This is a genomic window from Candidatus Zixiibacteriota bacterium (assembly GCA_016933955.1).
Taxonomy (GTDB): Bacteria; Zixibacteria; MSB-5A5; order GN15; family PGXB01; genus JAFGTT01.
Window position 1 is genome coordinate 12,199 of sequence record JAFGTT010000009.1, and the last position, 25,219, is coordinate 37,417.

Below are 25,219 nucleotides of genomic sequence, written 5' to 3' on the forward strand. Positions count from 1 at the left end.
TCCGGCAAACCCTGATCACCTGTTAACCGTAACATTGCGATTCTCCAGTTTCGGAATACTATCACTTCGCTTTCCTACGTCCGGGCGATACTGTTTTTGCGGGCGCGAACCGAAATCTCCTCAATCGCGGTAATCGCTTGGTCGATATGCTCCTCGGTGTTAAACGGCCCCACCGCAAACCGGACACCGCCGTGAATATCGACAATCCCGAGCTGCTGATGGACCAGCGGGGCACAGTGCAGGCCGGTTCGGGTGGCAATATTGAAATCGACATCGAGCATAATCCCGACATCACCGGCCTCCATCCCCTCGATGTTTATGGTTACTGTGGCCAGGTGGTTATCCAGGCTGTTACAGCAGTAAGCAATCACGCCCCCGATATTTTTGAATCCGGTCACCAGTTTTGTAACCAGCCGCATCTCTTTTTCATAGATTTTCCCGACACCGCCCTGCTCCTCGATCCATTCCTGGCCCGCCCAGAGCGAGGCGATTCCCATCACGTTGGGCGTCCCGTATTCCATCCGGAAAGGATACTCATCGAGATGATACGGATAGGCCGAACGCACCCCGGTCCCGCCGGATCGAGTATGCCTGATATCGACACGTTTGCGGACACATAACCCGCCGATCCCGGTCGAGCCCATGAGCGATTTATGCCCGGTGAACGCCAGCACATCGATATTCATCGCCGTCATATCGATCGGTACCATCCCCCCCGTCTGCGAAACATCGGCTCCGAACAACACCCCCATCTCCCGGCATACTTTCCCGATTTCCTTCATCGGTTGGATGGTCCCGATAACATTGGAACCATGATTGACCATAACCAGCCGGGTGTTGCGCCTGATGGCTTTCCGGATGTCCTCGGGATCGACAAAACCGTCTTTATCGAAGGGGACATAGGTCGCCTCCACTCCCCGGTCGCGGACCAGGTGATTGATCGGACGGATAACCGAATTGTGTTCCAGGTTGGTGGTGACAACATGATCTCCGGGACCCAGCAAACCCTGGATAATCAAATTAAGAGCATCGGTGGCATTATAGGAAAAACAGAGTCGTTCCGGGGCATCCTCATCACCGCCGAAAAATTTGGTCAGACGCTTGCGGAGATTTTCGACCACATTACCGGCCTCGATCGCTTTGTCGAAGCCGGAACGACCGGGATTGACCCCGCACTGCCGGTAAAAATCAACCATGAATTTATATACTTTATCCGGTTTTGGCCATGAGGTGGCGGCGTTATCCAGGTAAATTAGTTCGGAATCAAGGCTGTCCATGTTATCACCATATTTGAAATTCGCAAAATAAAAAAGGACACAGCCGTCGGCGTGTCCCGATGTCTAAATTATAAGCCCCTTAGAACAACAGATACAAAAAAGCAGTTTCATCAATTACCCTTTGTCCCGGCACGGTCGATATCCCCATAGCTTTCGGCCGGGAACAATTCTGTCTCATCTTCCGGCTTATAAGATAAGCAAAAAGCCGGTTTTGTCAATGCGGTAAACGTGGATAACAGCGACCGATGTGACAACGGTCAATTGATCAGGATGACGGGCAGATGGAGAAGCGCCCAGAGGCCGTAACGCCAGGCTGTTTCACCCCTGATTTCCCGGGCCAGATAACCAAAATAGATTCCTTTCATGATGGTGTTACTCATCATGGAAACGATAATGGCTTTCAGGAGAAGCGCCTGGAAGGCGGCGGCGTTGTTGACCAGGGAAAGAATAAAGGGGTCGATATCGGTGACACCGGTGATACCGGCCAAAACCAGCAGGCCCGCGGCTCCATAGAACCGACGAATAAGCATGGTTACAACGGTCAGAAAAACGAAAAGCGAGGCGAAAATAAGGGCCGGTTTGATTTCGAAGGGGTTGGGGGGGCTTTTCACGATCGGCTTCTGGCCGAAACTGACCGGTTTTTTGATAAACAGGGCCAATGCCACGCCCACAGCCGCCAGAATAACCAGTTTAAGCCAGATATGAGTAACGAATTCCGGCTTGATAATCCAGATCAAGACCAGAATCCGAAGATACATCACACTCCCGGCCAGGATCGAGGCTTGGAGAGCATCGCCGCTCTGTTCCGGGGTTTTTCGGGCTATCCGCCCGGCGGTGATAGTGATAACGGTACTGGAGACAATCCCTCCCAGGATACCGGAAAGTTTTAACCCGATCCGGTCGCCGAATTTCTTGGACAGGAAATAACCGGCAAATCCAAGTGAGGAAACCAGAACCACGATCTGCCAGATATGGCGGGGATTGAGGTTGAACTGGGTGTATTCCTGGTTGGGCAGTACCGGCAGAATGATCAGGGTCACGATCAAAAATTTGACCACCGCCAGAAATTCAGCCTTATCCAGACTTTCGACATAATCCTCGATCTGGGCTTTTTCGGAAAGCAGGAAGGTGGCGATAATCCCGAGGGCCATCGGCACCCAGATATCGGCCAGAAGGCAGAGCGCGCCGATGATAAAAGTCAGGATGGCGGCCACCTCGCTGGTCCAACCGACATGACCCTGGCGAAGTTTGGCCAGGTAACCGACCAGGGCCAGCGATGTCATGGCGATCAGGCCGACCGGCAACATCCACTCCGCCCCGATATTATACAGCCAGGCGCAACCGAATCCGAAAACACCGATCAGGGAATAAGTCCGGACCCCGGCAAAGACCCGGCCTTTGGAAATCATCCCGGATCTTTCCCGCTCCAGACCGATCAGAAAAGACAGACCGAGAGCAATAAAAAATCGCAGTTCAAATGGGACGGTCAGATTATCCATAAAATATTACCGTAATCATATAATATTATATTTCGGCCGATGTCCACAATATTATACCGGTCGGCCAAATCAGTTTTCCCGGGAAGACCGGGTTGAATTTTAACACGCCGGTGTTAACGAATCATTTTCATCGGTTGCATTATGTTCCCGACCCCGTATATTCAGTCTGAAATGAATTATCGCAAACGGCTCAGGAAAACCGGCCGGTTGGGACCCTTGCGCGGGGTGGCTCTCCCCCGCCGAAAAAAGTTCGAGCCGGTGATGGAGGCCGGGACCGGGGTAAAAGTGCGGTCCGGTTATGAGAAAAAATGTGTCGAATATTTCGAAAAGAATCATATCCGTTTCAGTTATGAACCGTTGATTTTGCTTGAGGGGCGGCAGTACCGTCCCGATTTTTTCCTGCCCGATCTGAACCTGTTTGTCGAGATTTGCGGTTACCGCCATATGCCGCACTATCGCGACCGGATGGAATTCAAACGCCGGTTATATGAGAAACACAACCTGCGGGCGGTTTTCATAAGCTACAGCGGCCGGGGCAGTCTCGAGAAACTTCTTGAAACGGCACTGAGAGATTTCAATCAAACCGCCTGATATCCCGGCAGTTTTCATAAACTACAGTCCTTTTAGGTCGAAATCCCCTGCGGTTTCGACAATAATACTGCTACCTCACCCTTAATCCGTCCTCACCCCCGTTTTATATGAAAACCAATTCCGCTATTCCATCAAAACACAAGCACCATATAGTTAATGTAGTGCAAACCCCAGAAAAACTTTTTACTGACAAAACGAACCCATTTTTATTTAAAAATCTCCCGCCGGATGAAACAAACCCATTTTACTATAAGACCATGAACAACACGCTATTGACTGAATTAAAAGGCTATGTATTTCCAAACCTGATGCATAAGTTTTCCTCCTCATCCATTTTCCCCACCCCTTCACTGCTGAATAATACCCCGCGCCCTTTCTTATATGAACCATTAACCAAAGGGCCACAACCATGTCCGTCAGCGAAAAACAACTCCTTGCCAACCGCGCCAATGCCAAAAAATCAAACGGACCCATGACCGCCGAGGGTAAAGCCGTCTCATCGCGCAACGCTATTAAACACGGCCTCTATGCCGCCGATATTATTATCAACTCGCCCCATCTCAAAGAAGACCCCGACGACTATGATTACCTCCTCTCCAGCCTCTTCGACGAACTTAAACCGGTCGGCGTTTTCCAGGAACAACTCGTCCATAAGATCGCCAACTGCCTCTGGAGATCCCGCCGCGCTATCTCTGCCGAAACCGCCCGGATCAACCGCCAGCTCGATAATATCGATCACGATCTCGCCGAACACCACCGCCAAAACCTTCGCCGTCTTCGCGATAACCCCGATCATCCCGCCCGATCCGCCGAACAGCTTGAACAAACCCGCGCTGATCTGATTGGATGCCGGACCATTCCCGATCTGGAATACTGCCGCAATATCCTTCGCTATGAGATGCGCCTCGACCGCCAGATGGACCGCGCCTTCAAACTCCTCCGCCTTCTCAAAGACGATGATACCGAAATGACCCGGCTTGCCTGAAAAATTATTCCAAAGGATGAAACGAACCCATTTTGCAAAAACTTTTTACTGACAAAACGAACCCATTTTCAAAAAGCTACCGGGTGGCCCAGGTCTTCAGACCTGGGATTTTCAATTCACCGGATCACGTTTCCTGTATCTTTCTATTGGAAATTTTACAGGAGGATGAAATGAACCCATTTCGACATAACACCCTGAATAGCTGTCTCTTAAAAAGGCCGCCTCCGAAAATTCAGGCGGCCCGAATCGATTCGATATTCAGTGATTTTATTGTATCCGACAGTTCGGCCGGCAGACCTAAAATTTGGCCCAGCGGGGGACGCGGGGAAACGGCATGACATCACGAATATTCGCCATCCCGGTGATATACATCAAAGTCCGCTCGAATCCCAGCCCGAAACCGGCATGAGGCGCCGAACCATATTTCCGCAGATCGAAATACCAGCCGTAAAGATCGGTGTTGAGGCCTTTCAGCTTCATATGATTCATCAGGACATCATACCGCTCCTCGCGCTGCGAGCCGCCGATGATCTCGCCGATTTTCGGGACCAGGACATCCATGGCCGCCACGGTTTTTTCATCATCGTTGACCCGCATGTAAAAAGCCTTGATATCTTTCGGGTAGTCATAGACAATAACCGGCCTGAGAAAAACCTTTTCGGTGAGGTACCGTTCATGTTCGGACTGCAAATCCTGACCCCATCCGACCGGGTATTCGAATTTCTGGTCGGCTTTTTCCAGCAGTTTGACCGCCTCGCCGTAGGTCAGGCGTTCGAAATCCGAGGTGACGACATGCTCCAGGGTCTGGTGGAGAGTTTTATCGATCCACTTGCCGAAGAAGGCCATTTCATCGGGACATTCTTCCAGAGCGTATTTAAACAGGTATTTCAGGAAATCCACGGCCAGGTCCATATCTTCCTGCAGGTCGCAGAAAGCCATCTCGGGCTCGATCATCCAGAACTCCGAAGCATGACGCGAGGTGTTGGAGTTCTCGGCCCGGAAGGTGGGCGCGAAAGTGTAAACATCGCTCAAGGCCATCGCCCCGATTTCGGCCTCGAGCTGTCCGGACACGGTCAGATAGGTTTCGGCCCCGAAGAAATCGGCATCATAATCGATCTTGCCGTCCTTAACCGGGGCCTTATTGAGATCGAAAGTGGTCACCCGAAACATCTCCCCCGCCCCCTCGCAATCGGAGGCGGTGATGATCGGGGTATGGAGATAATAAAAGCCCCGTTCCTGGTAGAACTTATGCACGGCATAGGCGATTTTGGAACGCATCCGGTTGACCGCGCCGAAAGTGTTGGTCCGCATCCTCAGGTGAGCAATCTCGCGCAGAAATTCGAAGGAGTGCCGTTTTTTCTGGAGGGGGTAGCTCTGGTCAGCCGGCCCCACCAGTTCCAGGACATCGGGCACCAGCTCGTATTTCTGCCCCTCGGCGGGAGATTCGACCAGTTTGCCGACCACTCGCACGGCCGCGCCGGTGAGAATATCTTTGAGGACCGGGAAATTATCGGGATTATTGGCAACCACCTGGATATTACCGACACACGAGCCATCGTTGATTTCCACAAAAGCCACGGTTTTGGACAGCCTGATAGTCCGGACCCAGCCAAGGATAATAATCTCCTTGCCGGTTTCGATCCGGTCATCGACAAGGATCTGAGAAATCCTGGTGCGTTTGAAATAATCCATCATCAACCTCCGGAAGTGAAAAATAATCCCCAATAGTTGCGTCTCGGAACTCCAAAATCAAGGTCGTATATTATTTCAAAATCGGACTGAAATCAAGCTATTTGAGCAATAGAACGCGCGGTTTATGGTTTTTTATCCGGATGAAACAATTTTTTTAAGACAACAGTGAAACTTTTAAATTAAAACCCCAGTATAAAAAAGTAGCCGATTTGATGAGCAAACAGCGCGAAGAGCAATTTGATTCCCAACCTATTGCCTACGAAGCGCCGACCGAGGGGACAAAGGGTCGGCGCTTAATTTTTTAGATTTACTCCTCGGCGCTCTGGGCCTTCTCGACGATGGTCTTATAATCGGAAATCAGTTGATTGACCACATCCTTAGATTCCGATTCGGCCAGGATGGTGAAGGCCGCGGTCAGATTATCCGGGCCGATCAGCACCCAGCCATCGTTTTCAATCACGCGTACCCCATCGATCAACTGCCGCTCTTTATTGGCGGTTTCGGTAATCAGGTGACGCATGACGGTTCCCTTTTTGGACCAGGGACAGGGCACACTGATGGTTTTACGGATATATTTTTCATAGTGGCCGCGCAGTTCGCCCAGCCGGATTTTTTCCTTGGCCATCATTTCAAGGATATACACGGCCGCCAGAATGGCATCGGAACCCATCTGGAAGCCGGGGAAAATGAAACCTCCCAGGGTGCCGCCGACGAAATCAACATTCCCCTGCTGGTGGGCTTCCATCATCGAAAGATGTGAATTGCGGACCCGGACCACTTCGACATTGTAACGGGAAGCGATTTCATCGACCCCCATCGAGGCCGCCACCGGGACTGCAATTCGACGGGCTGAATGGGTTCGAAGAAACAGGTCGGCGACCAGTAAGAGCAAAAGCTGGCTGTCGATAAAGAAACCGTTTTCATCGACCACGGTCAATTTTTCCGCGGCGGGATTGATCAAAAATCCGATATCGGCATGGAGGGTTTTGACAATCGAGGATAACTGGACAATTGATTGAGCCATTTCATCGGGATGCCGCGAGAACTGGCGGGGATCCATAAAGGCGTTGAGAGCCACCAGGTTGATTCCGAGCTGGGAGAAAATGGTGGGGAACACGATACTGGAGCCACCATTGGCATAGTCAATGACGACTTTGAATCCGGCTTTTCGGATAACCTCGGGTTTAATCGAGGTAATAAAATCGGTTCGATAGTCTTCCAGCATCCCCTGGGGCATATCAAGGTGTCCGATTTCATTGAGTTTGGCGCGACGGAAATCCTCGCCGAAAAAGAGGCGTTCGACTTTTTTGAGTTTGGTGGTGGGCATATCGAGTCCGTCGCCATTGAAAAAAATAAAGTCTATCTGGTTGTTGTCCAGAGGATTATGGCGAACATAAACCCCGGCCGCATAATCACCGCTACGCAGAGCGTAACGGACAACCGGTATCGGCAACATTTCAAGATCATCGGCATGAACCCCGGCGGCCAAAAATCCGGCAATCAGGCCACGTTTCAGGAGACGCGAGGTATCGGAGGCATCACGACTGGTAACGACCCGTTTGCCTTGGCCAAGGAAGGCGCCGAAGGCCCCGCCGAGTTTGACCGACATTTCAGGGGTTATTTCGGTCAGAGCCAAACCGGTTACTTTGGATTGGGTAAACAGCTCGCGGTTCCATTTTTCGCCCCAGACCAGCGATGATGACACAATAGCGCCTTCATCGACTGTCTTCCCCGCCCAGATTTTACAATTAGCCTTGACAGTAGCGCCATTGCCGATACTGCAGTTGTCGGAGACAATGACATTATCCATCAGGGCGACATTGTCGCCGATAGTCGATTGGGAACAGATAATGGCCCGGTTTATTTGCGATTCGGCCCCTACATTCGAATCGGACCAAATAACCGAGTTATTGATTTCGGATCGTTCGCCCACGCGTGAGCGAGCCCCGATTACGGAATTGACGATAACGGCGTTATCATCGATGGTCACATGGTCGGCGCAGACGACAACCCCTTCCATTTTGAGGTCATTGCCGAGCCGGACGTTTTCACCAAGGTATACATCGGCCTGATCGATCCGTCTCTTTTCCAGGCTGAGCTGAAGATTAATCTGGCCGGCCAGGAAATCCTCGTGGGCGAGGGCATATTCATTGACATTGCCGACATCTTTCCAGTACCCTTTGGTGGTCATACCATAAAGGCCCATTTTTTTCGACAGCATCAGGGGGTATAAATTCTGGGAAAAATCGAAATTGGTTTTGGGCGGGATCAGGCGAACGGTATGGGGTTCGAGAATATAGATCCCGGTATTGATGGTATCGGAAAAGGCTTCGCCCCAGGACGGTTTTTCCAGAAACCGGACAATCCGGCCATCTTCATCGGTAATAACGATCCCGTAGGGCAGGGGATTTTCGACCCGGGTCAGCAATATGGTAGCCTCGGAGTTTCTGGCCCGGTGCCATTCGATCGCCTCTTTCAGATTGAAATCGGTGAGAACATCTCCGGAAATCACCACTACCGTATCATCGATAAAAGATTCGGCATAGCGGACCGCCCCGGCCGTACCATAGTCTTCGGCGGGTTGAAGGTACTCCATGCGGACCCCGAAAGTCCGGCCATCCTTGAAATGGTTTTTAATTTCATCGGCCTGGAAGAACAAAAGGGAGATCAGATCGGTGAAACCGTTTTTCTTGAGCAGATTGACAACATGTTCCATCATCGGTATTGAGGCAATCGGCACCATCGGTTTGGGGATATTGATGGTCAGAGGACGTAACCGGGTTCCGAATCCCCCGGCCATAATAATCGCCTTCATATTTTTAAACTCCAATTTTTATGATCACCAAGGCTGTCATCCGGGAAAATTATCCGGACATCTTTAAGTAATTCATTATATCAAAAAAATTTTGATATTCAATAGCAGAAATAGAATTGGCTTGACAATAATCAAGCAGATCGCCGCGGGCGAAAATCAGATTGGACCGGGGAAGGGCGCAAAGATCGGAGAGACCGTCCCCGATAAAAATAACCTGCCAAATCGAGGGATTCGGCCCGATTATATCGCCGATCCGGGCCCCCTTACAACACCCGCATCGCGGACAACCGTGATTGTCATAAGGGAATTCCAGCCTGAGGCGGCTGTCTTTCACAATTCCGTGATTGCAGAAACGTTTAATTTTGCCCAGACCGTTTTTTTCAAGGATATAATCAAGATATAAATCGATACCATCGGAAACGATATAGAAGGGAATATTTCTTCGGGTCACCTCGTGGTAAAATTCGGCCGCCCCGGGGCGGAGTTCAAATTGATCGAGGAAGGATTTAATCTCGGATTCCGAAGCCCGGACCATCCGGGCCTCTTCAAGCAGGCATTCTCTCGAGGATATTTTCATGGCTTTCCAGGCGGCCACAATTTCATCATTTTTCCCGTCGGAGAAATGCTTAAACAACCGATAACCGACATCGCGGGAAGCAAAGGTCCCATCGAAATCGCAAAAAATGGCCTGTTTTTTATCAGTCATGATGGAGTATTTTTTCGGCCAGGATGATATCCCGGCGGTAAGGGATAATGGCATCGCGGTAGGCCCGGGCTGAACCGTATTCAATTTCCAGAGCAATCTGGTAAAGGCGCTGGCGGATGTAGTCGGAATAGGCCTGGAATTGCCGGGAGTCCTCTTCCTGCGAGATTTTGTAGATATTATCAATCGCTCGGAAAGCATCATCCGAATATTTTTTGAACACGATTTCATCGCGGATAAACTCGGCTTCTGTGGTCAGATCGGATTGGTAGGCGAAGCCGTTTTCCCCGGCATAAACCGTGAATTTATCTACCCATGACGGAGCGGTGGTAGTAAACGGCGAATATTTTATGATATCGTCCTTGTGTTTGAGGGCGAAATCTCGCATCAGGAGAGATAATTCCAGCCAGGTCAGAAATTTATCGGTGGCGTTCGAATGGTAATAATAATCAGGTGGAATTCCGGCCCCGCTGTCCATTTTCGGATCGGCGGGATCGTTGATAAATTTTTTTCCCTCGAAATAGTACCGGGCTGTGGTCAGCCGCACGCCGGAACCATCGCCCAAACCGTGATATTCCTGAACCAGACCCTTGCCAAAGGTGGTATCACCGACCAGGATGGCGCGCCCGGCATATTTCAGGGCCCCGGCCAGAATTTCTGACGCTGAAGCCGAACCACGATCGACCAGAATAGCCATCGGCAGGCCGCCGGTAATATCTTTGGCCGTAGCGCGGTACTCCTCGACTCTCCAGCGGGAGCGGCCTTTGACACCGACAATCAGCATCCCTTTTTTAAGAAAGAGGTTGGAGCAGGCAATCGCCTCACCCAGCAATCCCCCGGGATTGCCGCGTAGATCAAGGATAAGGGCTTTTACCGAGTCTTTGCGGTTCAAATACAGGGTGTCCAGAATATCCAAAAGTTCCGAGGTCAGCCCCGATTCGAAATCAAGGATTCGGATATACAGGGTGTTTCGGGCGGTTAATCCGGCATAGGGGATATGGATCAAACGCAGTTTTTCACGGGTAAGATGAAAATCGAGCGTATCGCTGAGATTGTTACGGACCATAGTAATATCGACTCCTGTCCCTTCCTCGCCGCGGAGAAGAAAGGTGGCGCGATAGGAACCGATATCCCGGAGGTCGGTACTATCGACGCGGATAATAATATCCCCGGTTCGAACACCGGCCCGGCTGGCCGGACCATCTTCCCTGACCGACATAACCATCAAGCCATATTCATGTCCGACAATGGTTATCCCGATCCCGCCGTATGATCCGGAAAATTCCTCGGTTACCCGATCGAGTTCGCGCGGTTCGATATAGCCGGAATAGCGGTCGAGTTTGTCGAAGACAGCCTCGCGAGCCTCGCGAACCATTTGCGTCGGTGATTCGCCGTGATTGAGCATCGATATAAGACGCAGGCTGGATACCAGGTCGCCGGAATAAGACAGGGAATCATCGGAGAAAACATAAAGCGAGAAGCCGCCGACCGAAAAGATCAGAACAAAAAAAATCGCCATTCCCCAGATCATGGTCCGGCGATGGTTCTTCAGTTGATCGGGATTCAGATGATGTTCATTTTGCGGGAGAGACAATCTTTAACCTCGATAAATATTTCAACTGGGGTTCGATTTCCATTTATAACAATCACCCGGTCCGGTTCGTTTCGGGCGATTTGAAGAAATCCCTGTCTGACCCTGTCGAAGAATTCATGATTTTCCGCCTCCAGCCGATCGGTTGCTGTTTTGCGGCGGGTGAGGGAGGTCCGGTAATCGACATCGATCAGGAAAGTCAGATGCGGTTTATATTTTCCGATCGCGAGTTCATTCAGACGACTTACCAGAGCCACTTCGATTCCCCGACCGTATCCCTGGTAGGCAGTGGTGGAATCATGAAAACGATCGCACAGGACAATCCGGCCATTATCAATGGCTGGGGCAATAACCTGAGCGACCAGCTCGGCGCGTGCCGCCAGGTAGAGCATCAGTTCCGAAACGGGATTGATTTTCAAACCGGGATTAAGCAGAAGGTCGCGGATTTTTTCCGAAATGGGCGTAGACCCGGGTTCGCGAAGAACCAGTGTGGAACGGCCGTTATCCGCGAGGAATTTTTCGGCCATTTGCAACTGGGTTGTTTTCCCCGACCCGTCGATTCCTTCGAATGTTATAAAATATCCAGGCGGCATCATACATACAGTTAAAGGCGAACAGTTATCTGTCCGCCTTTAATTTAGCCAATTTTATTCCTTCGGCAAACTACTTTTTGGCCACCGTTTCGGTAACCCTTTTCCGTCGAGTGGTGATGGTGGTCTTTGTCCGGTCCGTGGTTCGGGGGGGCGAGGCTTTGGCCTTGATGGTCAGTTTTCGTTTGGAAGGGGTTTCCCCTTTCCAGCCATATTTGAGGATGAATTCTTCGGTCATTCTGCGGGCTTCATCATCGGTGTACTGTACCGGAGGAGATTTCTTGAAGTAAGCCGAAGGAGCTTCGAGTGCTCCGGAGAGACCGTTGTCGAGTCCCAGTTTGCAACAGCGGACGGCATCGATAACCACTCCGGCGGAATTCGGGGAGTCCCAGACTTCCATTTTCATCTCGATATTCAGCGGTACATCGCCGAACGTCCGGCCTTCCATACGGATATAGGCCCATTTACGGTCGGCCAGCCATTCGACATAGTCCGACGGGCCGATATGGACATTGCCCGGTCCCATATCATAATCGAGCTGACTGGTGACGGCGTTGGTCTTGGATATTTTCTTGGATTCCAGACGTTCACGTTCGAGCATATTCAGAAAGTCGGTGTTGCCGCCGACATTGAGCTGGCTGGTGCGTTCAAGCCGAACTCCGCGTTCGCGGAATAGGCGGGTCAGAATACGATGGGTAATGGTGGCGCCGACCTGGGATTTAATATCATCGCCGATCACCGGCAGACCTTTTTCCCGGAAACGTCCCTGCCAGTATTTTTCGCGGGCGATGAATACCGGGATACAGTTGACAAAACCGCATCCGGCCTCAAGAATCTGCTCGACATACCACTTGGTGGCAGTTTCCGAACCGACCGGGAGATAGCTGACGACCACATCGGTTTTGGTGTCCTTGAGCAGTTTAACGATATTGACCGTGTCGCCGGGAGCCTTCTCGATGATCTGGCTGAGGTATTTGCCCAGCCCATCATGAGTCATCCCGCGCTGAACGATAATACCGGTCTTGGGCACATCACAGAATTTGTAAGTATTGTTAGGCCGGGTATAAATGGCCTCGGCCAGGTCTTTGCCGACTTTATTCTTGTCGATATCGATGGCGGCCGAGAATTCGATATCGCTGATATGATATCCACCCAGGTTGACATGCATCAAACCCGGAACAAAATCGGTATCTTTGGCTTTACGGTAGTACTCCACACCCTGGACGAATGATGACGCGCAGTTGCCGACACCGATTATAGCGACCCTTACTTTTGGCATAAGATATCCTTTTCTTTTTAAATTCCCTATGTCAATCGGGGGTCAATATAGCCAGGGAATTCCAGCAAGGCAAGAAAAAACTTGACATTAAATAGAGTATTACTGCATATTATATGACTTAATAGTCATTATTATTATACTGGTATTATATGAATGAAAATTTGATTGTCGATCTGGAGAAAGCCGGGATTATCTCGGCCACTTTCCGCAAGCTTTCACCCGACAAAAAAGAACGTTTATATGAAACAGCCCTGGCGACGTTCGGCGGCAATGTATTTGACCGGGTTTCGCTTGATATGATCGCCGATAAGGCCGGGATTTCAAAGGGATCGCTGTTTCAATATTTCGGATACAAGGAAAATTTGCTGGGTTTTGTCGGCGAAATATTCCTTGATAATTACCGTATTTTCTGGTGCAAACGGACCGGTTCGGGCCATGAAATCAGGTCCCGTGAAAGGTTACGGCGATTTCTGGAAGGACCGGCTGAATTTCGCGAGGAACATCCGGTGGAGGCAGATTTCCTTGCGAAAATGCTTTTCGAGAACAGCCGGGAATTAAGCAACGATTTTCGCCGGAGGATTCGTGATACGGAGAGGGAACATTTGACGGCGATAATTCGGCGCGGGGCGCGGACGGCCGAAATCCGCCAGGATATCCCGCCCGAAATCATTGCGGCCACCGTGAATGTCATCATGGAAACTATCACCCGATATCTTTATGATGCCCGCGGCAAAACCAAACGTTTTGAGAAGACGGCCGATTTTAAGGATATCCTGGAGAAAATTCTGTTCGACGGTATTCGGGGTTAGGTGAAAATAGTCCGGCTGATCGAAGGGTCAAAAGAGATGGTCCCGGTATCCCTTGTGATATTCGGATATATCCGTTATATTGAATTGCAGATCATTTTACGGAAAAGGATGGATTCGTGAAGGGACTCACGAAATGGCGTAAATTTCGGATTATGGCTCGGGCGGCAAAAAATATCCTTCTGGGGCGGCCGATAACGGTCTCATTCGAAATTACATACAACTGCAACGCCCGGTGCGAGCATTGCGATTTGGGCGATTACGTGAAGGAACCGCGGCTAGGACCGGATCATTTCGCCCGCTGGATGGATATTCTTCGTCCGGCCGTAGCGCAGATATCCGGCGGCGAACCGCTTCTCAGGAAAGACCTGGCCGAGATAGTTGCGGAAATGCGGCGGCGCGATCCGACGGCGGTATTCGTGATCACCACCAATGTCCAGCTCCTCAATGAGGAGAAATACCTGAAATTGCGCCAGGCCGGGATCGACCAGTTTTCGTTTTCGCTTGATTATCCCGATGAGCGGCACAACGAGTTTCGTCATCTGAAAGGGAATTTTGAACATATTGCCGAGCTTGCCCCACGGCTGGCCCGTTATGGTAATCATGACATCATCCTGGCCTGCGTGGTACAAAGCGGCAATTTTCGCGATTTACCCCGGATCGCCGAACTGGCCCGGGACTGGGGCGTGGCGGTGAATTTCAGCACATATAATGAACTTCGGACCGGCAAGAGCCATTATTCAGTCAACCGCCCTGAGGATTTGCAGGATCTGGAACAGGTGATTGACAGGCTGGTGGCGATGCAAAAAGACGGTTACCCGATCCACACCTCGGAATGGACTCTGAGGCAGATGATCGAATTTTTCCGACACGGCAGTCGGCCCGGTTGCCGGGCTGGACAGAGATTCCTGATTATCAACCCCTGGGCGAAACTGACCCCGTGCGGGATGTTTCGTGAAGAATACGATTCCAGGCCGGAATTAATAAAGCACTTTTCTCTTAGGAATAGCTGCGGGAAATGCTATACGGCTATCAGGGCCAATTCCGAAAAAACCCCTTATCGGTTGCTGGTCGATGCCATTCGGGCGGCAAAAACCGGTAGATAAACGGGGACGCCCGGCGAATTTTCGTCCGCAATTGCAAGACTCTCAGTCGCTTACTTTAAATGGAAGGGCGTCTTAAAACCATTTCGGCCCCTTCAATTATCCACCTAATCAGCCGATAATCATAAAATAAGAATTTGAATTCAAAGATCTTAACTTTTTAGAAGGGATAAGCTATGAACCACGGTAAAGGAATCGTTTTCCCCTTAATTGTAACGGTTCTCATTATTATGGCAGCTATTCCGGGTCAGGCGGCCACGGTTGTCTGGAACAACCTGTCCGGCGGCAACTGGAACAATGCTTCCAACTGGAGTACCGGAACAGTCCCGACCTCCGGGGATATTGTTTATATCACCATGGACGGTAACTATATCGTCAACCTGGATATGAACGCCACAGTGCATACCCTCTATCTGGGAGGATACAGCGGAACCCAAACCCTGCGCTGTAACAGCTGGGAAATCACTGTTACGGGAACATGCAATGTATACGAGAACGGTTATCTTGATATTAACAGTTCGCATGTGCATACCACCGGCGATTTTTACATGAATATCGACGGCCAGGTCGATCTGGACAACGGCAGTATCGAGCATCGGATCATCAACAAGGGATCATTGAATCTGACCCGGACATGTTCGTTCCCGGCCTGGTTCGTCAATGATACCACCGGGACATTAACGGTTGAAGGGAATATGGAAGCGAGTTGCTACCTGACGGTTGATACCGGATTTACCAATCGGGGGACCATCAACCTGACCAGCAGTTATTTTTCGACAACCACAACCGCCAAAATAACGGTTACAAATGGATCTCTGGTCAACGAGGCGCCGGGAACAATCAATGCCCTTCAGGGAAGCAGTCTGACCACTTCCTCGGAACGAACCCTCGAGGCTCAGGTGGCCAATGCCGGGACAATCAATTCCGACACCTATCTGAAAATTTCCAAAATCGATGCCACCCATACCAATTCCGGAACTTATCATGTCCAGGTCGGCAATCTGGTATTCACCCAGTTGGCCTCCGGCGCGACTTTCAATAATACCGGGACAATCCAGATCGACAGCGGCTGTTCATTCGCTTTCGATTCCGATTATTTCAACCATCTGTCCGGGAGCATTGTCAATAACGGAACCCTCAGTTTCAACGGCGTGGTGGTTGCCATTACTCCCAAATTTACCAATACCGGACGCCTGGTTCTGGGCGGAGTATCATCATCATTGACCATTTCCGACACTCTGTTCAATGAGGGAACAATATCGATAGGTAACGCTTTTATCGAAGGGACACCGCCGCTTATTAACCGCGATTCGCTGCTGTTGACCAATGGAACAGTCAATGTCGATCTGACCAACGACGGGATTATCAAAGCCACTATCGCCGGGATTATCAATGGCACTTTGACTACGGAACCCGGTTCGAAGATGATATCCGAGGGAACAACGACCAACCTGACGATTTTGTCGGTAGCTGAATCATTTACCAATCACGGTGAGATTATCCTGACCCAGAGCGCCACCAACTATTCCTACATCAGTATTCTGGGGTCGGATGATTCTCTAATCAATGCCTCCGATGGAATTATAACGGCTGAAATCGGAACCGGATCGGCCTATCCGCGTTATATCAGCGCTAAATTGTATAATGAGGGAACGGTCAATGTCGCCACGACCAGCAGTCTGATTATAAGCGCTTCCGATCCCCTGCATACCAATGTCGGCACAATTAACGTAACCAGTGGTAATCTGACCTGCCACGATGATTTTAAAAACAGCGGGACGATCAATATCGCCGCCTCCAAGATGTTCTCCAGGCTCGGCGGCAAGTTTTATTTCGATAACGGGACAGTTACCGGTGAGGGAACGCTCTCGTTGATCGACGACACCATCTATGTCAGCAACAGCAACACGGTCGATGCCGATGTCAATTTCACCGGCGGTCTGGCGGAAAATACCGGTACCCTTACCAATACGGGAACTCTGGATCTTTATTCTATTACGGTCAACGGGGCCGGAACGATCGTCAATGAAGGCTTGATGACCATGTACAATAGCACCGTCAACAACGATCTGGACAACGGCGGTATGCTGAGTATTTCACGCCTGAACAACCTCAACGGAGCGGTCACCAACGGTATCGACGACACTATTCTGGTTCAGGGTGATTCATACGGCTCGGCATCGCTGACTGTCGCTTCCGGGTTCACCAATAACGGCGTTATCGACCTGACCAGTATTATCGAGGATACGGCCACAACGGCAACCCTGAATGTGACATCGGGGGCACTGACCAACAGTAATCTCGGTGAGATTGTCGCCCGAAGAGGCAGTTCGACCGGCGGAACACGAATCCTGGCGGCCCAGTTGGCCAATCAGGGTGAGATCAATATCAACAATATCGCTCTGCGTATGAACAAGGCTTCCATATCGCACACCAATAACGGGACGATCAATGTCAACAGCGGACATTTTTATGTGGATATGACGGGAGCCAATTCTTTCAACAACACCTGCACGCTTAATTTCTCCAATCTCATGACCATGACGGTCGACGGGGGGACTTTCAATAACAGTACCACCGGTAAAATCCAGGGGAATGGTTCGCTGAACACTTACGCCACCACCTTCACTAACGACGGACGGGTCAGCCCGGGTAATTCGGCCGGCATCATTAATATGCAGACCAACAACTTCCCGATCGATGTCAACGGTCAGGTCGATATCGATCTAGGCGGACTGACTCCTATCACCCAGCATGACATTCTCAATATCACTCAGAATGCGGTTCTTGGCGGAGTTCTCAATATCAATTTGATTTACGATTTTATCCCGGCCGTGAATGACAGTTTCCGGGTAATGACATACAACGCGCGGATTGGTGATTTCCTGGCAATCCTCGGACTCAACCAGTTCGGCATCGTGTTCGACACCAATTTCACATCATCGGCTCTATATATTGTCACCAAGGAAGTCACCAATGATCCTCCGGTTATAACGGGTATGCCCGATAGCATCAGTTTTGACACCGACAGCACCGGGCTTCTGGGAATCTGGAATTATGTTTCCGATGATTACACCAGCGATACCGATATCGTTTATGAATTCACCGTCAGCAACGATTCCCTGCTGTACGATCTCAACGAAGCCGGTTTCCTGATTCTATCGGCCGTGGGAGGTTTTATCGGAGAAGTGGTCCTGGGCATGACCGTCACTGACCAGCATGGTGACAGCGCCTCGGACACCACCATTGTCACGGTCACAACCATGCCCAATACCGATCCGGTTATTACCGGATTGCCGGACAGTCTCAGTTTCAAGGCGGATTCCTCGTATAATCTCTACATCTGGGGTTATGTGGCCGATACCGAAAGTGATGATTCTCTTCTTGATTATGATTTCACGACCAGCAGCGACTCCCTTATTCCAGCATATGACACATCAAACGGAATTCTCAATGTATCTTCCGTGATCGGCTATAACAACACCGCCTACCTGTATATGACGGTGACCGATCCGGGAGGATTGACCGCCAATGACACGGTTAAATTCGTGATCAGGTATAATTATGCGCCGATTATATCCGGTCTTCCCGACAGTATCGCTTTTGGGGCGGACAGCTCGGCGGTTCTTGATATCTACGCGGCCGTCAGCGATGCGGAGAGCGATGACAGCCTGATCTATTACGCCTTCAGCGCCAGCAATGATTCACTTCTGCGCGATTTCAGTTATGAAACCGGTCTTCTAACGCTGACAGCCTCGGCCGGATATAGCGGTGAGGTCTATTTGTACATCGCTATTACCGATCCCGATACCGCCATAGCTCATGACACCATCGTGGTCACGGTTGAACCGTTCCTTGATGTGAACGATAACGCCGAGTTGATTCCCGAACGGTACGCTTTGAATCAGAATTATCCCAACCCATTCAACCCGATTACCATTATTGGTTACTCGGTCCCGACCCGGTCGGTGGTGAATATCACGGTCTTTGATCTTCTGGGACGGCAGGTGATAACACTGGTTGATGAAACCAGAGGGCCGGGAACATATACGGTGGAATGGAATGGCAGTGATCAATCCGGTTATCCCGTGGCCAGCGGTTTGTATTTCTATTGCATGAAATCCGGAGACTATATCGAAAAAAGAAAGATGATTTTGTTGAAATAGTTATTTAAGCGGTAAATCAGGCTTAATATCAGGCGGGCTGTTCCCTGACAGGGATCGGCCCGCCGTTTTTTTTAAATGGTGACCGGTACTTTGAAATCAGTCATCTCCAGCAGGGTTTTCTGGCGCCGCCGGATTTCGGATTCGGTCATGACAAAATCCGGCCCGACCTGTTCGATCATGATCGAGGAAACACAGGAAGCGAAACACCCGGCTTTACGCAGGTCACCGGTTTTAAGATATTCGAAAGTAAATCCGGCCATGTAGGTATCGCCGGCCCCGGTGGAATCAAGCAGATCAATCCGATACGGTGGGATATCGATAAAACGGCGGCCGTCATAAATTACCGAACCAAGTTCGGCCAGAGTGACGATAACTATTTCCGGCCCCCAGTCTTTGATAATCTCAGCGGCCCGGTAGGGATCACGGCGGCAGTCGATCCCGGTTAAAACCCGTCCTTCCAGTTCATTCGGTTTAACGACCGTGAATAATCCGAGAATATTGTCGATTCCGTCCACTTTTTCATGATAAACGCGATTGTTCTCATCGGCATTACGGAGCAATCCCTGGGGATCACAAAACAAGTAACCATCATAATGACGCCGGATATCTCGGATATTATCAAATGATACCTCGCCCAGAATTGGGCCAATCAGAACAGCCTCGGAGTCCGAGTATATACCAGGTTTAATAGGGCCAATATTATCGGCCCGGCCGAGCAGATCGAGAGTGCGGTTGCCGAAATTATCATAGTAAATCAGTGAAAAACCGCCAGACTGAGGTGAAGGGATTACTCTTGCCTCGATTCCCAGTGCACTGAGTCTGGTTTCGAAATCGGTGCGGAAATCATCACCGATAGCACCGATCAGACGAACACTTTCTCCCAGACGAGCCAGAGTCAGGGCGGCATTGGTACTGCATCCGGACAGAATGCGTCCTTCGGTTTCGATTTTTTGCGTTTTGATATAATCGTAAACGGGATTACCAATGGCGGTTATCATAACTTTTATTACACCGATTTTTTATCTTTAAGAATTTTGTGGGTATAGACCAAACGCTGGATGGAGGTTATAAACGAGGCCAGTCCGACGATAATAAGGGCCACCTCGAGCCAGCGAGATTGGGGGTAGTAGTTCTCCAGGATGGCGCCGATGATAATGGCGAGGAATTTTTCCAGTCGCCCCATGATGCCGACGGCGCAATTTTCGATCTTGCCCATGGACTCGGCCGCGGCACGGGTATAGCTGGCGATAATCATACCGAACAGGGCAAAAAGGCCCCAGCCCGGATGAACTGATCCCGAAAGGGTGATGCCGGCCAGGATGAAGAACTCGCCATAACGGTCGGAAACATGGTCTAAAATTCCCCCGAAAACAGTCCCAATATCGCCGGCCCTGGCGGTTGAACCATCCAGCATATCGGTAAAGGAGGTCATTATCATCCAGAAGATACCCCACCAGATCTGGTCTCTCCAGAAGTATACACCGGAAATGATAGAACAGATCAGCGAGATACCGGTCAACATGTTGGGGGTTAGCCCAAGTTTAAGGCAGATCCTCCCGAAAGAAAGGAATGATTTCTCGTAAAATGCTCTCTTTATTTTGTTTATCTCAGCCATAAGCCCTTTTAAGCCAGATGGAAAATATAGTCCAAGTGAACACAAAGTCAAGCATAAACGATTTATTTGCCATTGGGGCCAGCAGAACGAATTGACAAAAGGCTACAATAAGCGTATTTTCAGCCACCATTTTATGAGTATGACGCCGAAACAGAAACTGATTCGCAATTTCTCGATTATTGCGCATATCGATCACGGGAAATCAACCCTGGCCGACCGTCTTCTGGAATCGACCCGGACTATATCGGAACGCCAGATGCGGGCCCAGGTTCTCGACGATATGGACCTGGAGCGGGAGCGCGGTATTACTATCAAGGCTCACACCATCCGATTGGCATACAAAGCCACCGATGGTTTTATATACCAGTTCAATCTGATCGATACTCCCGGTCATGTCGATTTTACTTATGAAGTCAGCCGGGCGCTTTCGGCTTGCGAGGGAGTTATCCTGGTGGTCGATGCCGCCCAGGGTGTGGAGGCTCAAACGGTTTCGAACCTCTTTCTGGCGCTGGAAAACAATCTCGAAATTATTCCGGTAATTAATAAGATCGACCTGCCGGCCGCTCAACCGGACCAGGTGGCCGACCAGATTGTCGATCTGATCGGATGCAAAAAAGATGAAATCCTCCATTGTTCGGCCAAAACCGGACTGGGAATTGATCGGCTTCTGGAGGCGATAGTGCAACGGATTCCGCCTCCCGAAGGTAATGCCGAGCGCCCACTCAAGGCGCTGGTTTTCGATTCGGTCTATGATTCCTACCGGGGAGCGGCGGCGTATGTTCGGGTGGTCGATGGTTCGATTGCGCCCGGGGATGTTATTACCTTTTTCTCTCATGGAAAGCAGTTCGAGGTCGATGAGGTCGGTTGCCGAAGGCTGGCCAATTTTCCCATGGCGGCGCTCGAAACCGGCGAGGTCGGCTATTTGTACGCCAGTGTCAAGGATGTGGCCGATACCCGTATCGGTGACACCATCACCCATGCCCGACGCCGGGCCGATAAGCCGCTACCGGGATTTGTTAAGGTAAAACCGATGGTTTTTTCAGGGTTGTTTCCGGCTATCGCCGAGGATTACACTGAACTGCGTGATGCCTTGGAGAAACTGCGGTTAAATGATGCTTCGCTTGCGTTTACACCGGAGACATCGACGGCCCTCGGATTCGGGTTCCGGTGTGGTTTCCTCGGGATGCTTCACATGGAAATCATCACGGAACGTCTCCAGCGGGAATATAACCAGACCATTATAAATACCGTCCCCAATGTCGAATACAATGTTTATCTCGAAAACGGGTCGGTCAAAGTGATCGACTCTCCCTCGGATATACCCGAATCCGGCAAGATTGGATATATCGAGGAGCCTTATGTCGAGGCCCAGATAATCACGCTACCGGATTCGCTGGGTCCGATTATGCGTCTCTGTACGGAGAGACGGGGTATTTATAAAAACACCGAATATCCCACCCAGTTGCGGGCGGTGTTGAGTTATCAACTGCCCCTGTCGGAAATAATATTCGATTTCTATGATAAATTGAAATCTATTTCGCGAGGTTATGGTTCGCTCGATTACGGTCTTCCCTTTTACCGTGAATCGGATCTGGTTAAGCTGGATATTCTGATTAACGGCGACCCGGTGGACGCTTTTTCAGTTATCATTCACCGCCAGAAGGCTTATAAGTACGGTGTCAACCTGTGCGAAAAACTTCGGAAGCTTATTCCCCGCCAATTGTTCGAGGTCGTTATCCAGGCGTCTATCGGCGGCAGAATATTGGCCCGGGCCACGGTCAAACCGCTTCGTAAAAATGTTACCGCCAAATGTTACGGCGGCGATATTACCCGTAAACGAAAACTGCTCGAAAGGCAGAAAGAGGGCAAGAAGCGGATGAAACAGATCGGGACGGTTGAAATTCCGCAGGAGGCTTTTCTGGCCGCCCTGCAGGTGGATGATGATTAGCTGGAGATTAATCATCGCCGGAACGTTTGATTCCCAGGGCCTTAATCCGCGAGGACAGGGTTGACGGTTTCATCCCCAGGCGCTCCGCGGCTCCACCGCTTCCATAGACTTTCCAGTGACTGGTTTCAAGAGCCGCCATGATATTTTCCTTTTCTATTTTTCTTAAATCCGAATGACTGATAACGCCGGCGGATTTCAGAATCAGTCTGTCGTGTTTTGGTTTGAGAACCATGTCCGGACCGAAGGCCTCGGCCGGCAGTTCGATTTTAAACTCGCCCAGGCGGGATTTAATAACGGCCCTCTCGATAATGTTCTGTAATTCGCGGATATTCCCCGGCCAGGCGTAACTTTTGAGCAAATTGATTTGATTTTCGCTGATGTCGATATCGGGAATACCAATCCGGCGGCAGGATAGACGCATGAAATGCTTGGCCAGAAGCGGAATATCATCAAGGCGTTCCCGCAATGGGGGCACTTCGATGGGAAAAACGCTTAGCCGGAAATACAGGTCCTGGCGGAAATGGTTGTTGACCACCTCCTGCTCCAGAAGGCGGTTGGTCGAGGCAATAATCCTGACATCGACCGTGCGGGTAATATCCTCTCCGACCCTTTCGAATTGCCCCTCCTGCAGAACCCTAAGCAGTTTACCCTGTAACTCGATGGGAATTTCACCGACTTCATCAAGAAACAGCGTCCCCCCGTCGGCCAGTTGAAAACGCCCGACCCGGTCCTGGTGGGCGCCGGTAAAGGCACCTTTGACATGGCCGAAAAACTCGCTTTCGAAGAGGTCTTTTGGGATGGAGGCGCAATTGACTTTGATCATGGGTTGTTCGGCTCTCTGAGAATGTTCGTGAATGGCACGGGCAATGAGCTCCTTCCCTGTTCCGGTTTCACCGGTGATTAGAACGGTGGCACTGGTATTGGCCACCTGGGTCACTTTTTCCATGATATCATTCAAGGCCTGTGACCGGCCGATTATCTGATCATAATTGTACTCATCCTTAATTTCCTGACGGAGATAAATATTTTCATCCTGAAGACGGTTTTTCAGATTTTCCAATTCGATCATGGCCCGGCGCAAATCCTCTTCGGCCTTTTTCCGCTCGGTGATATCGAGCATCATGGCGATCACATGAGCATCATTTTCATTGGTTTCGAGGACACTGGTGGAGATAAGAATGGTTCGATCCTGACCATCAGCCCGTTTGATGACCCATTCTTCTCCCTCGATATCGATTCCCTGGCGCATCAGGGCCATCCGTTCCACGGCCTTTTTTTGATAATCCAGATCCGGATACATGGTCTGATACCAGCCCAGCTTATTAATATCATCCATGGTATAACCGGTCAAGGAAACCATCCTTTCATTCCAGACAGTGAATTTAACATAAGGATAATCAGGAATCTCATGACAGACGCAAATCCCGTCCGCCCCCTTGCCGATTATGGCCTTTCTTAAAGAGCTTTCTTTTCGTATCTCGCTTTCGTACTTCTTCCGCCGGGTGATGTTGCGGGCGAAGGAACAGTGATATTCGTTTTTGCCGAACTTTATAAAATTGGCGGAGATTTCCACCGGGATAATTTCCCCTGATTTGGCCCGATGTTGAGTCTCGAATATTTTGGATTTATAATCTTTTATTCGGGACCAATGTTCCGGCCAGATATCAATATTGAAATTGGGATCGATATCAAGGATTGACATATGCAGTAATTCATCGCGGGTATAGCCGAGAGCCCGGCAGGCGGCTTCATTGACATAGACAATGCTGGTATCTTCTTTCAACCAGTACACCGCATCGCTGGCCCGGTCTATCGAATAGTACATCAGCCGCAGGGTTTCATCGGGATATTGAATGGCAGAAATATCACGGATAATACAGCAGATAAATCGGGCAAAACCCAGATCCAGGTAATTGGCGTTGACTTCCACCGGAATTTTGGCGCCGGATTTGGAGTGGTACTCGGTTTTGAAAGATATCTCCTTTTTTTCGCTCAGGTTGCGGTAGAAGGTATCCCAGTTATTTTCGGGCCATTGCCCGTAGACGCCGGGAATTTGCCGGTCGACGATTTCGGCAAGCGAATAATCAAGAAAATCACAGGCAGTCTGATTAATCCATTTGATTTTGCCGGAGAGATCGGCAAGGATAATAGCGTTCGCACTGAATTTCAGAAAAAGCTCCGATAACCGTGCAAGGCCGCCGTTATTTTCCGGGATTTCAGTCATAATAAAGCTGTATCACCCCTGATTAAAATCGTTTCCAAAATGATTCTGTAACCCGACAGATAATATTAATTAAAGATTAATTTAAAGATTATGCGCTTTCTGGAACCGCTTCAGAATTTGCCAAGATATTAAATCGAATGATTGAAGAAGCGACCAGTTTTCTCTTTTAACTTGTATTCAATATAACGAATTTCCAATAAAAATAAAACAAAAAATTGGTTTTTACGAAAAATCGCTGTGTCCGGCTATAATACCAAAATCAATATCTATTGCGGCACAACAGGATACGATTTTTATAAAATTTGGTATGAGGGTTGCATAACAAAACGGCAGGA

Annotated in this window: 17 protein-coding genes; 6 read left to right on the forward strand and 11 right to left on the reverse strand. The window is 50.0% G+C overall.

Features of this window, described 5'->3' with window-relative positions:
- Positions 1-74: 74 nt before the first annotated feature.
- Positions 75-1,277 (reverse strand): aminotransferase class V-fold PLP-dependent enzyme, encoded by a 1,203-nt coding sequence (locus tag JXQ28_02240; GenBank protein MBN2276543.1) that lies wholly within the window; start codon positions 1,275-1,277, stop codon positions 75-77.
- 257 nt (positions 1,278-1,534) lie between these two features.
- On the reverse strand, positions 1,535-2,776 hold the full coding sequence (locus JXQ28_02245; GenBank protein MBN2276544.1) for an MgtC/SapB family protein: 1,242 nt from the start codon (positions 2,774-2,776) through the stop codon (positions 1,535-1,537).
- 171 nt (positions 2,777-2,947) lie between these two features.
- Between JXQ28_02245 and JXQ28_02250 the strand changes: the two genes are divergently transcribed.
- Complete coding sequence (locus tag JXQ28_02250; GenBank protein ID MBN2276545.1) at positions 2,948-3,367, forward strand: hypothetical protein; 420 nt, start codon at positions 2,948-2,950, stop codon at positions 3,365-3,367.
- Positions 3,368-3,776: 409 nt separating this feature from the next.
- Positions 3,777-4,352 (forward strand): hypothetical protein, encoded by a 576-nt coding sequence (locus JXQ28_02255; protein ID MBN2276546.1) that lies wholly within the window; start codon positions 3,777-3,779, stop codon positions 4,350-4,352.
- Positions 4,353-4,649: 297 nt separating this feature from the next.
- On the opposite strand, the gene asnS is transcribed toward JXQ28_02255, so the two are convergent.
- The 6 genes from asnS to JXQ28_02285 form a co-directional block, all read right to left on the reverse strand.
- Entirely contained in the window at positions 4,650-6,044 is a 1,395-nt protein-coding gene (asnS, locus tag JXQ28_02260) for an asparagine--tRNA ligase (GenBank protein MBN2276547.1), read from the reverse strand.
- A 307-nt stretch (positions 6,045-6,351) separates the two neighbouring features.
- The gene (locus tag JXQ28_02265) at positions 6,352-8,859 is read right to left on the reverse strand and encodes an NTP transferase domain-containing protein (GenBank protein ID MBN2276548.1); all 2,508 of its coding nucleotides are present in this window, start codon (positions 8,857-8,859) and stop codon (positions 6,352-6,354) included.
- A gap of 49 nt (positions 8,860-8,908) precedes the next feature.
- The gene (locus JXQ28_02270; protein MBN2276549.1) at positions 8,909-9,565 is read right to left on the reverse strand and encodes an MtnX-like HAD-IB family phosphatase; all 657 of its coding nucleotides are present in this window, start codon (positions 9,563-9,565) and stop codon (positions 8,909-8,911) included.
- Entirely contained in the window at positions 9,558-11,156 is a 1,599-nt protein-coding gene (locus tag JXQ28_02275; GenBank protein ID MBN2276550.1) for a S41 family peptidase, read from the reverse strand. The genes JXQ28_02270 and JXQ28_02275 overlap by 8 nt, the downstream gene beginning before the upstream one ends.
- Positions 11,126-11,746, reverse strand: a complete 621-nt coding sequence (gene tmk / locus JXQ28_02280) for a dTMP kinase (GenBank protein ID MBN2276551.1) — start codon at positions 11,744-11,746, stop codon at positions 11,126-11,128. Before tmk ends, JXQ28_02275 begins: the two co-directional genes overlap by 31 nt.
- Before the next feature lie 70 nt (positions 11,747-11,816).
- Positions 11,817-13,022: an inositol-3-phosphate synthase gene (locus tag JXQ28_02285; GenBank protein ID MBN2276552.1), complete on the reverse strand. Its 1,206-nt coding sequence runs from the start codon at positions 13,020-13,022 to the stop codon at positions 11,817-11,819.
- Positions 13,023-13,171: 149 nt separating this feature from the next.
- Here JXQ28_02285 and JXQ28_02290 point away from each other — a divergent pair, with 149 nt between their 5' ends.
- The 3 genes from JXQ28_02290 to JXQ28_02300 all read left to right on the forward strand — a co-directional run bounded on the left by JXQ28_02290 (position 13,172) and on the right by JXQ28_02300 (position 19,097).
- A complete protein-coding gene (locus tag JXQ28_02290; protein ID MBN2276553.1) occupies positions 13,172-13,831 on the forward strand; it encodes a TetR/AcrR family transcriptional regulator in 660 nt (219 codons plus the stop codon).
- A 116-nt stretch (positions 13,832-13,947) separates the two neighbouring features.
- Complete coding sequence (locus tag JXQ28_02295; protein ID MBN2276554.1) at positions 13,948-14,934, forward strand: radical SAM protein; 987 nt, start codon at positions 13,948-13,950, stop codon at positions 14,932-14,934.
- A 173-nt stretch (positions 14,935-15,107) separates the two neighbouring features.
- Positions 15,108-19,097 (forward strand): T9SS type A sorting domain-containing protein, encoded by a 3,990-nt coding sequence (locus tag JXQ28_02300; GenBank protein ID MBN2276555.1) that lies wholly within the window; start codon positions 15,108-15,110, stop codon positions 19,095-19,097.
- A 71-nt stretch (positions 19,098-19,168) separates the two neighbouring features.
- Here the strand turns inward: JXQ28_02300 and JXQ28_02305 are convergent, their stop codons facing one another.
- The gene (locus tag JXQ28_02305) at positions 19,169-20,095 is read right to left on the reverse strand and encodes a ribokinase (protein MBN2276556.1); all 927 of its coding nucleotides are present in this window, start codon (positions 20,093-20,095) and stop codon (positions 19,169-19,171) included.
- 8 nt (positions 20,096-20,103) lie between these two features.
- The gene (locus JXQ28_02310; protein MBN2276557.1) at positions 20,104-20,619 is read right to left on the reverse strand and encodes a CDP-alcohol phosphatidyltransferase family protein; all 516 of its coding nucleotides are present in this window, start codon (positions 20,617-20,619) and stop codon (positions 20,104-20,106) included.
- A gap of 226 nt (positions 20,620-20,845) precedes the next feature.
- Here JXQ28_02310 and lepA point away from each other — a divergent pair, with 226 nt between their 5' ends.
- The gene (gene lepA, locus JXQ28_02315; GenBank protein ID MBN2276558.1) at positions 20,846-22,660 is read left to right on the forward strand and encodes an elongation factor 4; all 1,815 of its coding nucleotides are present in this window, start codon (positions 20,846-20,848) and stop codon (positions 22,658-22,660) included.
- A 7-nt stretch (positions 22,661-22,667) separates the two neighbouring features.
- Here the strand turns inward: lepA and JXQ28_02320 are convergent, their stop codons facing one another.
- Entirely contained in the window at positions 22,668-24,884 is a 2,217-nt protein-coding gene (locus JXQ28_02320; protein MBN2276559.1) for a sigma 54-interacting transcriptional regulator, read from the reverse strand.
- Positions 24,885-25,219: the final 335 nt, after the last annotated feature.

Coding starts and splice junctions, on each gene's coding strand:
- JXQ28_02240 (MBN2276543.1), bottom strand. CDS start 1,277: ATGGACAGCCTTGATTCCGAACTAATTTACCTGGATAACGCCGCCACC.
- JXQ28_02245 (MBN2276544.1), bottom strand. CDS start 2,776: ATGGATAATCTGACCGTCCCATTTGAACTGCGATTTTTTATTGCTCTC.
- JXQ28_02250 (MBN2276545.1), top strand. CDS start 2,948: ATGAATTATCGCAAACGGCTCAGGAAAACCGGCCGGTTGGGACCCTTG.
- JXQ28_02255 (MBN2276546.1), top strand. CDS start 3,777: ATGTCCGTCAGCGAAAAACAACTCCTTGCCAACCGCGCCAATGCCAAA.
- asnS (MBN2276547.1), bottom strand. CDS start 6,044: ATGGATTATTTCAAACGCACCAGGATTTCTCAGATCCTTGTCGATGAC.
- JXQ28_02265 (MBN2276548.1), bottom strand. CDS start 8,859: ATGAAGGCGATTATTATGGCCGGGGGATTCGGAACCCGGTTACGTCCT.
- JXQ28_02270 (MBN2276549.1), bottom strand. CDS start 9,565: ATGACTGATAAAAAACAGGCCATTTTTTGCGATTTCGATGGGACCTTT.
- tmk (MBN2276551.1), bottom strand. CDS start 11,746: ATGCCGCCTGGATATTTTATAACATTCGAAGGAATCGACGGGTCGGGG.
- JXQ28_02285 (MBN2276552.1), bottom strand. CDS start 13,022: ATGCCAAAAGTAAGGGTCGCTATAATCGGTGTCGGCAACTGCGCGTCA.
- JXQ28_02290 (MBN2276553.1), top strand. CDS start 13,172: ATGAATGAAAATTTGATTGTCGATCTGGAGAAAGCCGGGATTATCTCG.
- JXQ28_02300 (MBN2276555.1), top strand. CDS start 15,108: ATGAACCACGGTAAAGGAATCGTTTTCCCCTTAATTGTAACGGTTCTC.
- JXQ28_02305 (MBN2276556.1), bottom strand. CDS start 20,095: ATGATAACCGCCATTGGTAATCCCGTTTACGATTATATCAAAACGCAA.
- JXQ28_02310 (MBN2276557.1), bottom strand. CDS start 20,619: ATGTTGACCGGTATCTCGCTGATCTGTTCTATCATTTCCGGTGTATAC.
- lepA (MBN2276558.1), top strand. CDS start 20,846: ATGAGTATGACGCCGAAACAGAAACTGATTCGCAATTTCTCGATTATT.
- JXQ28_02320 (MBN2276559.1), bottom strand. CDS start 24,884: ATGACTGAAATCCCGGAAAATAACGGCGGCCTTGCACGGTTATCGGAG.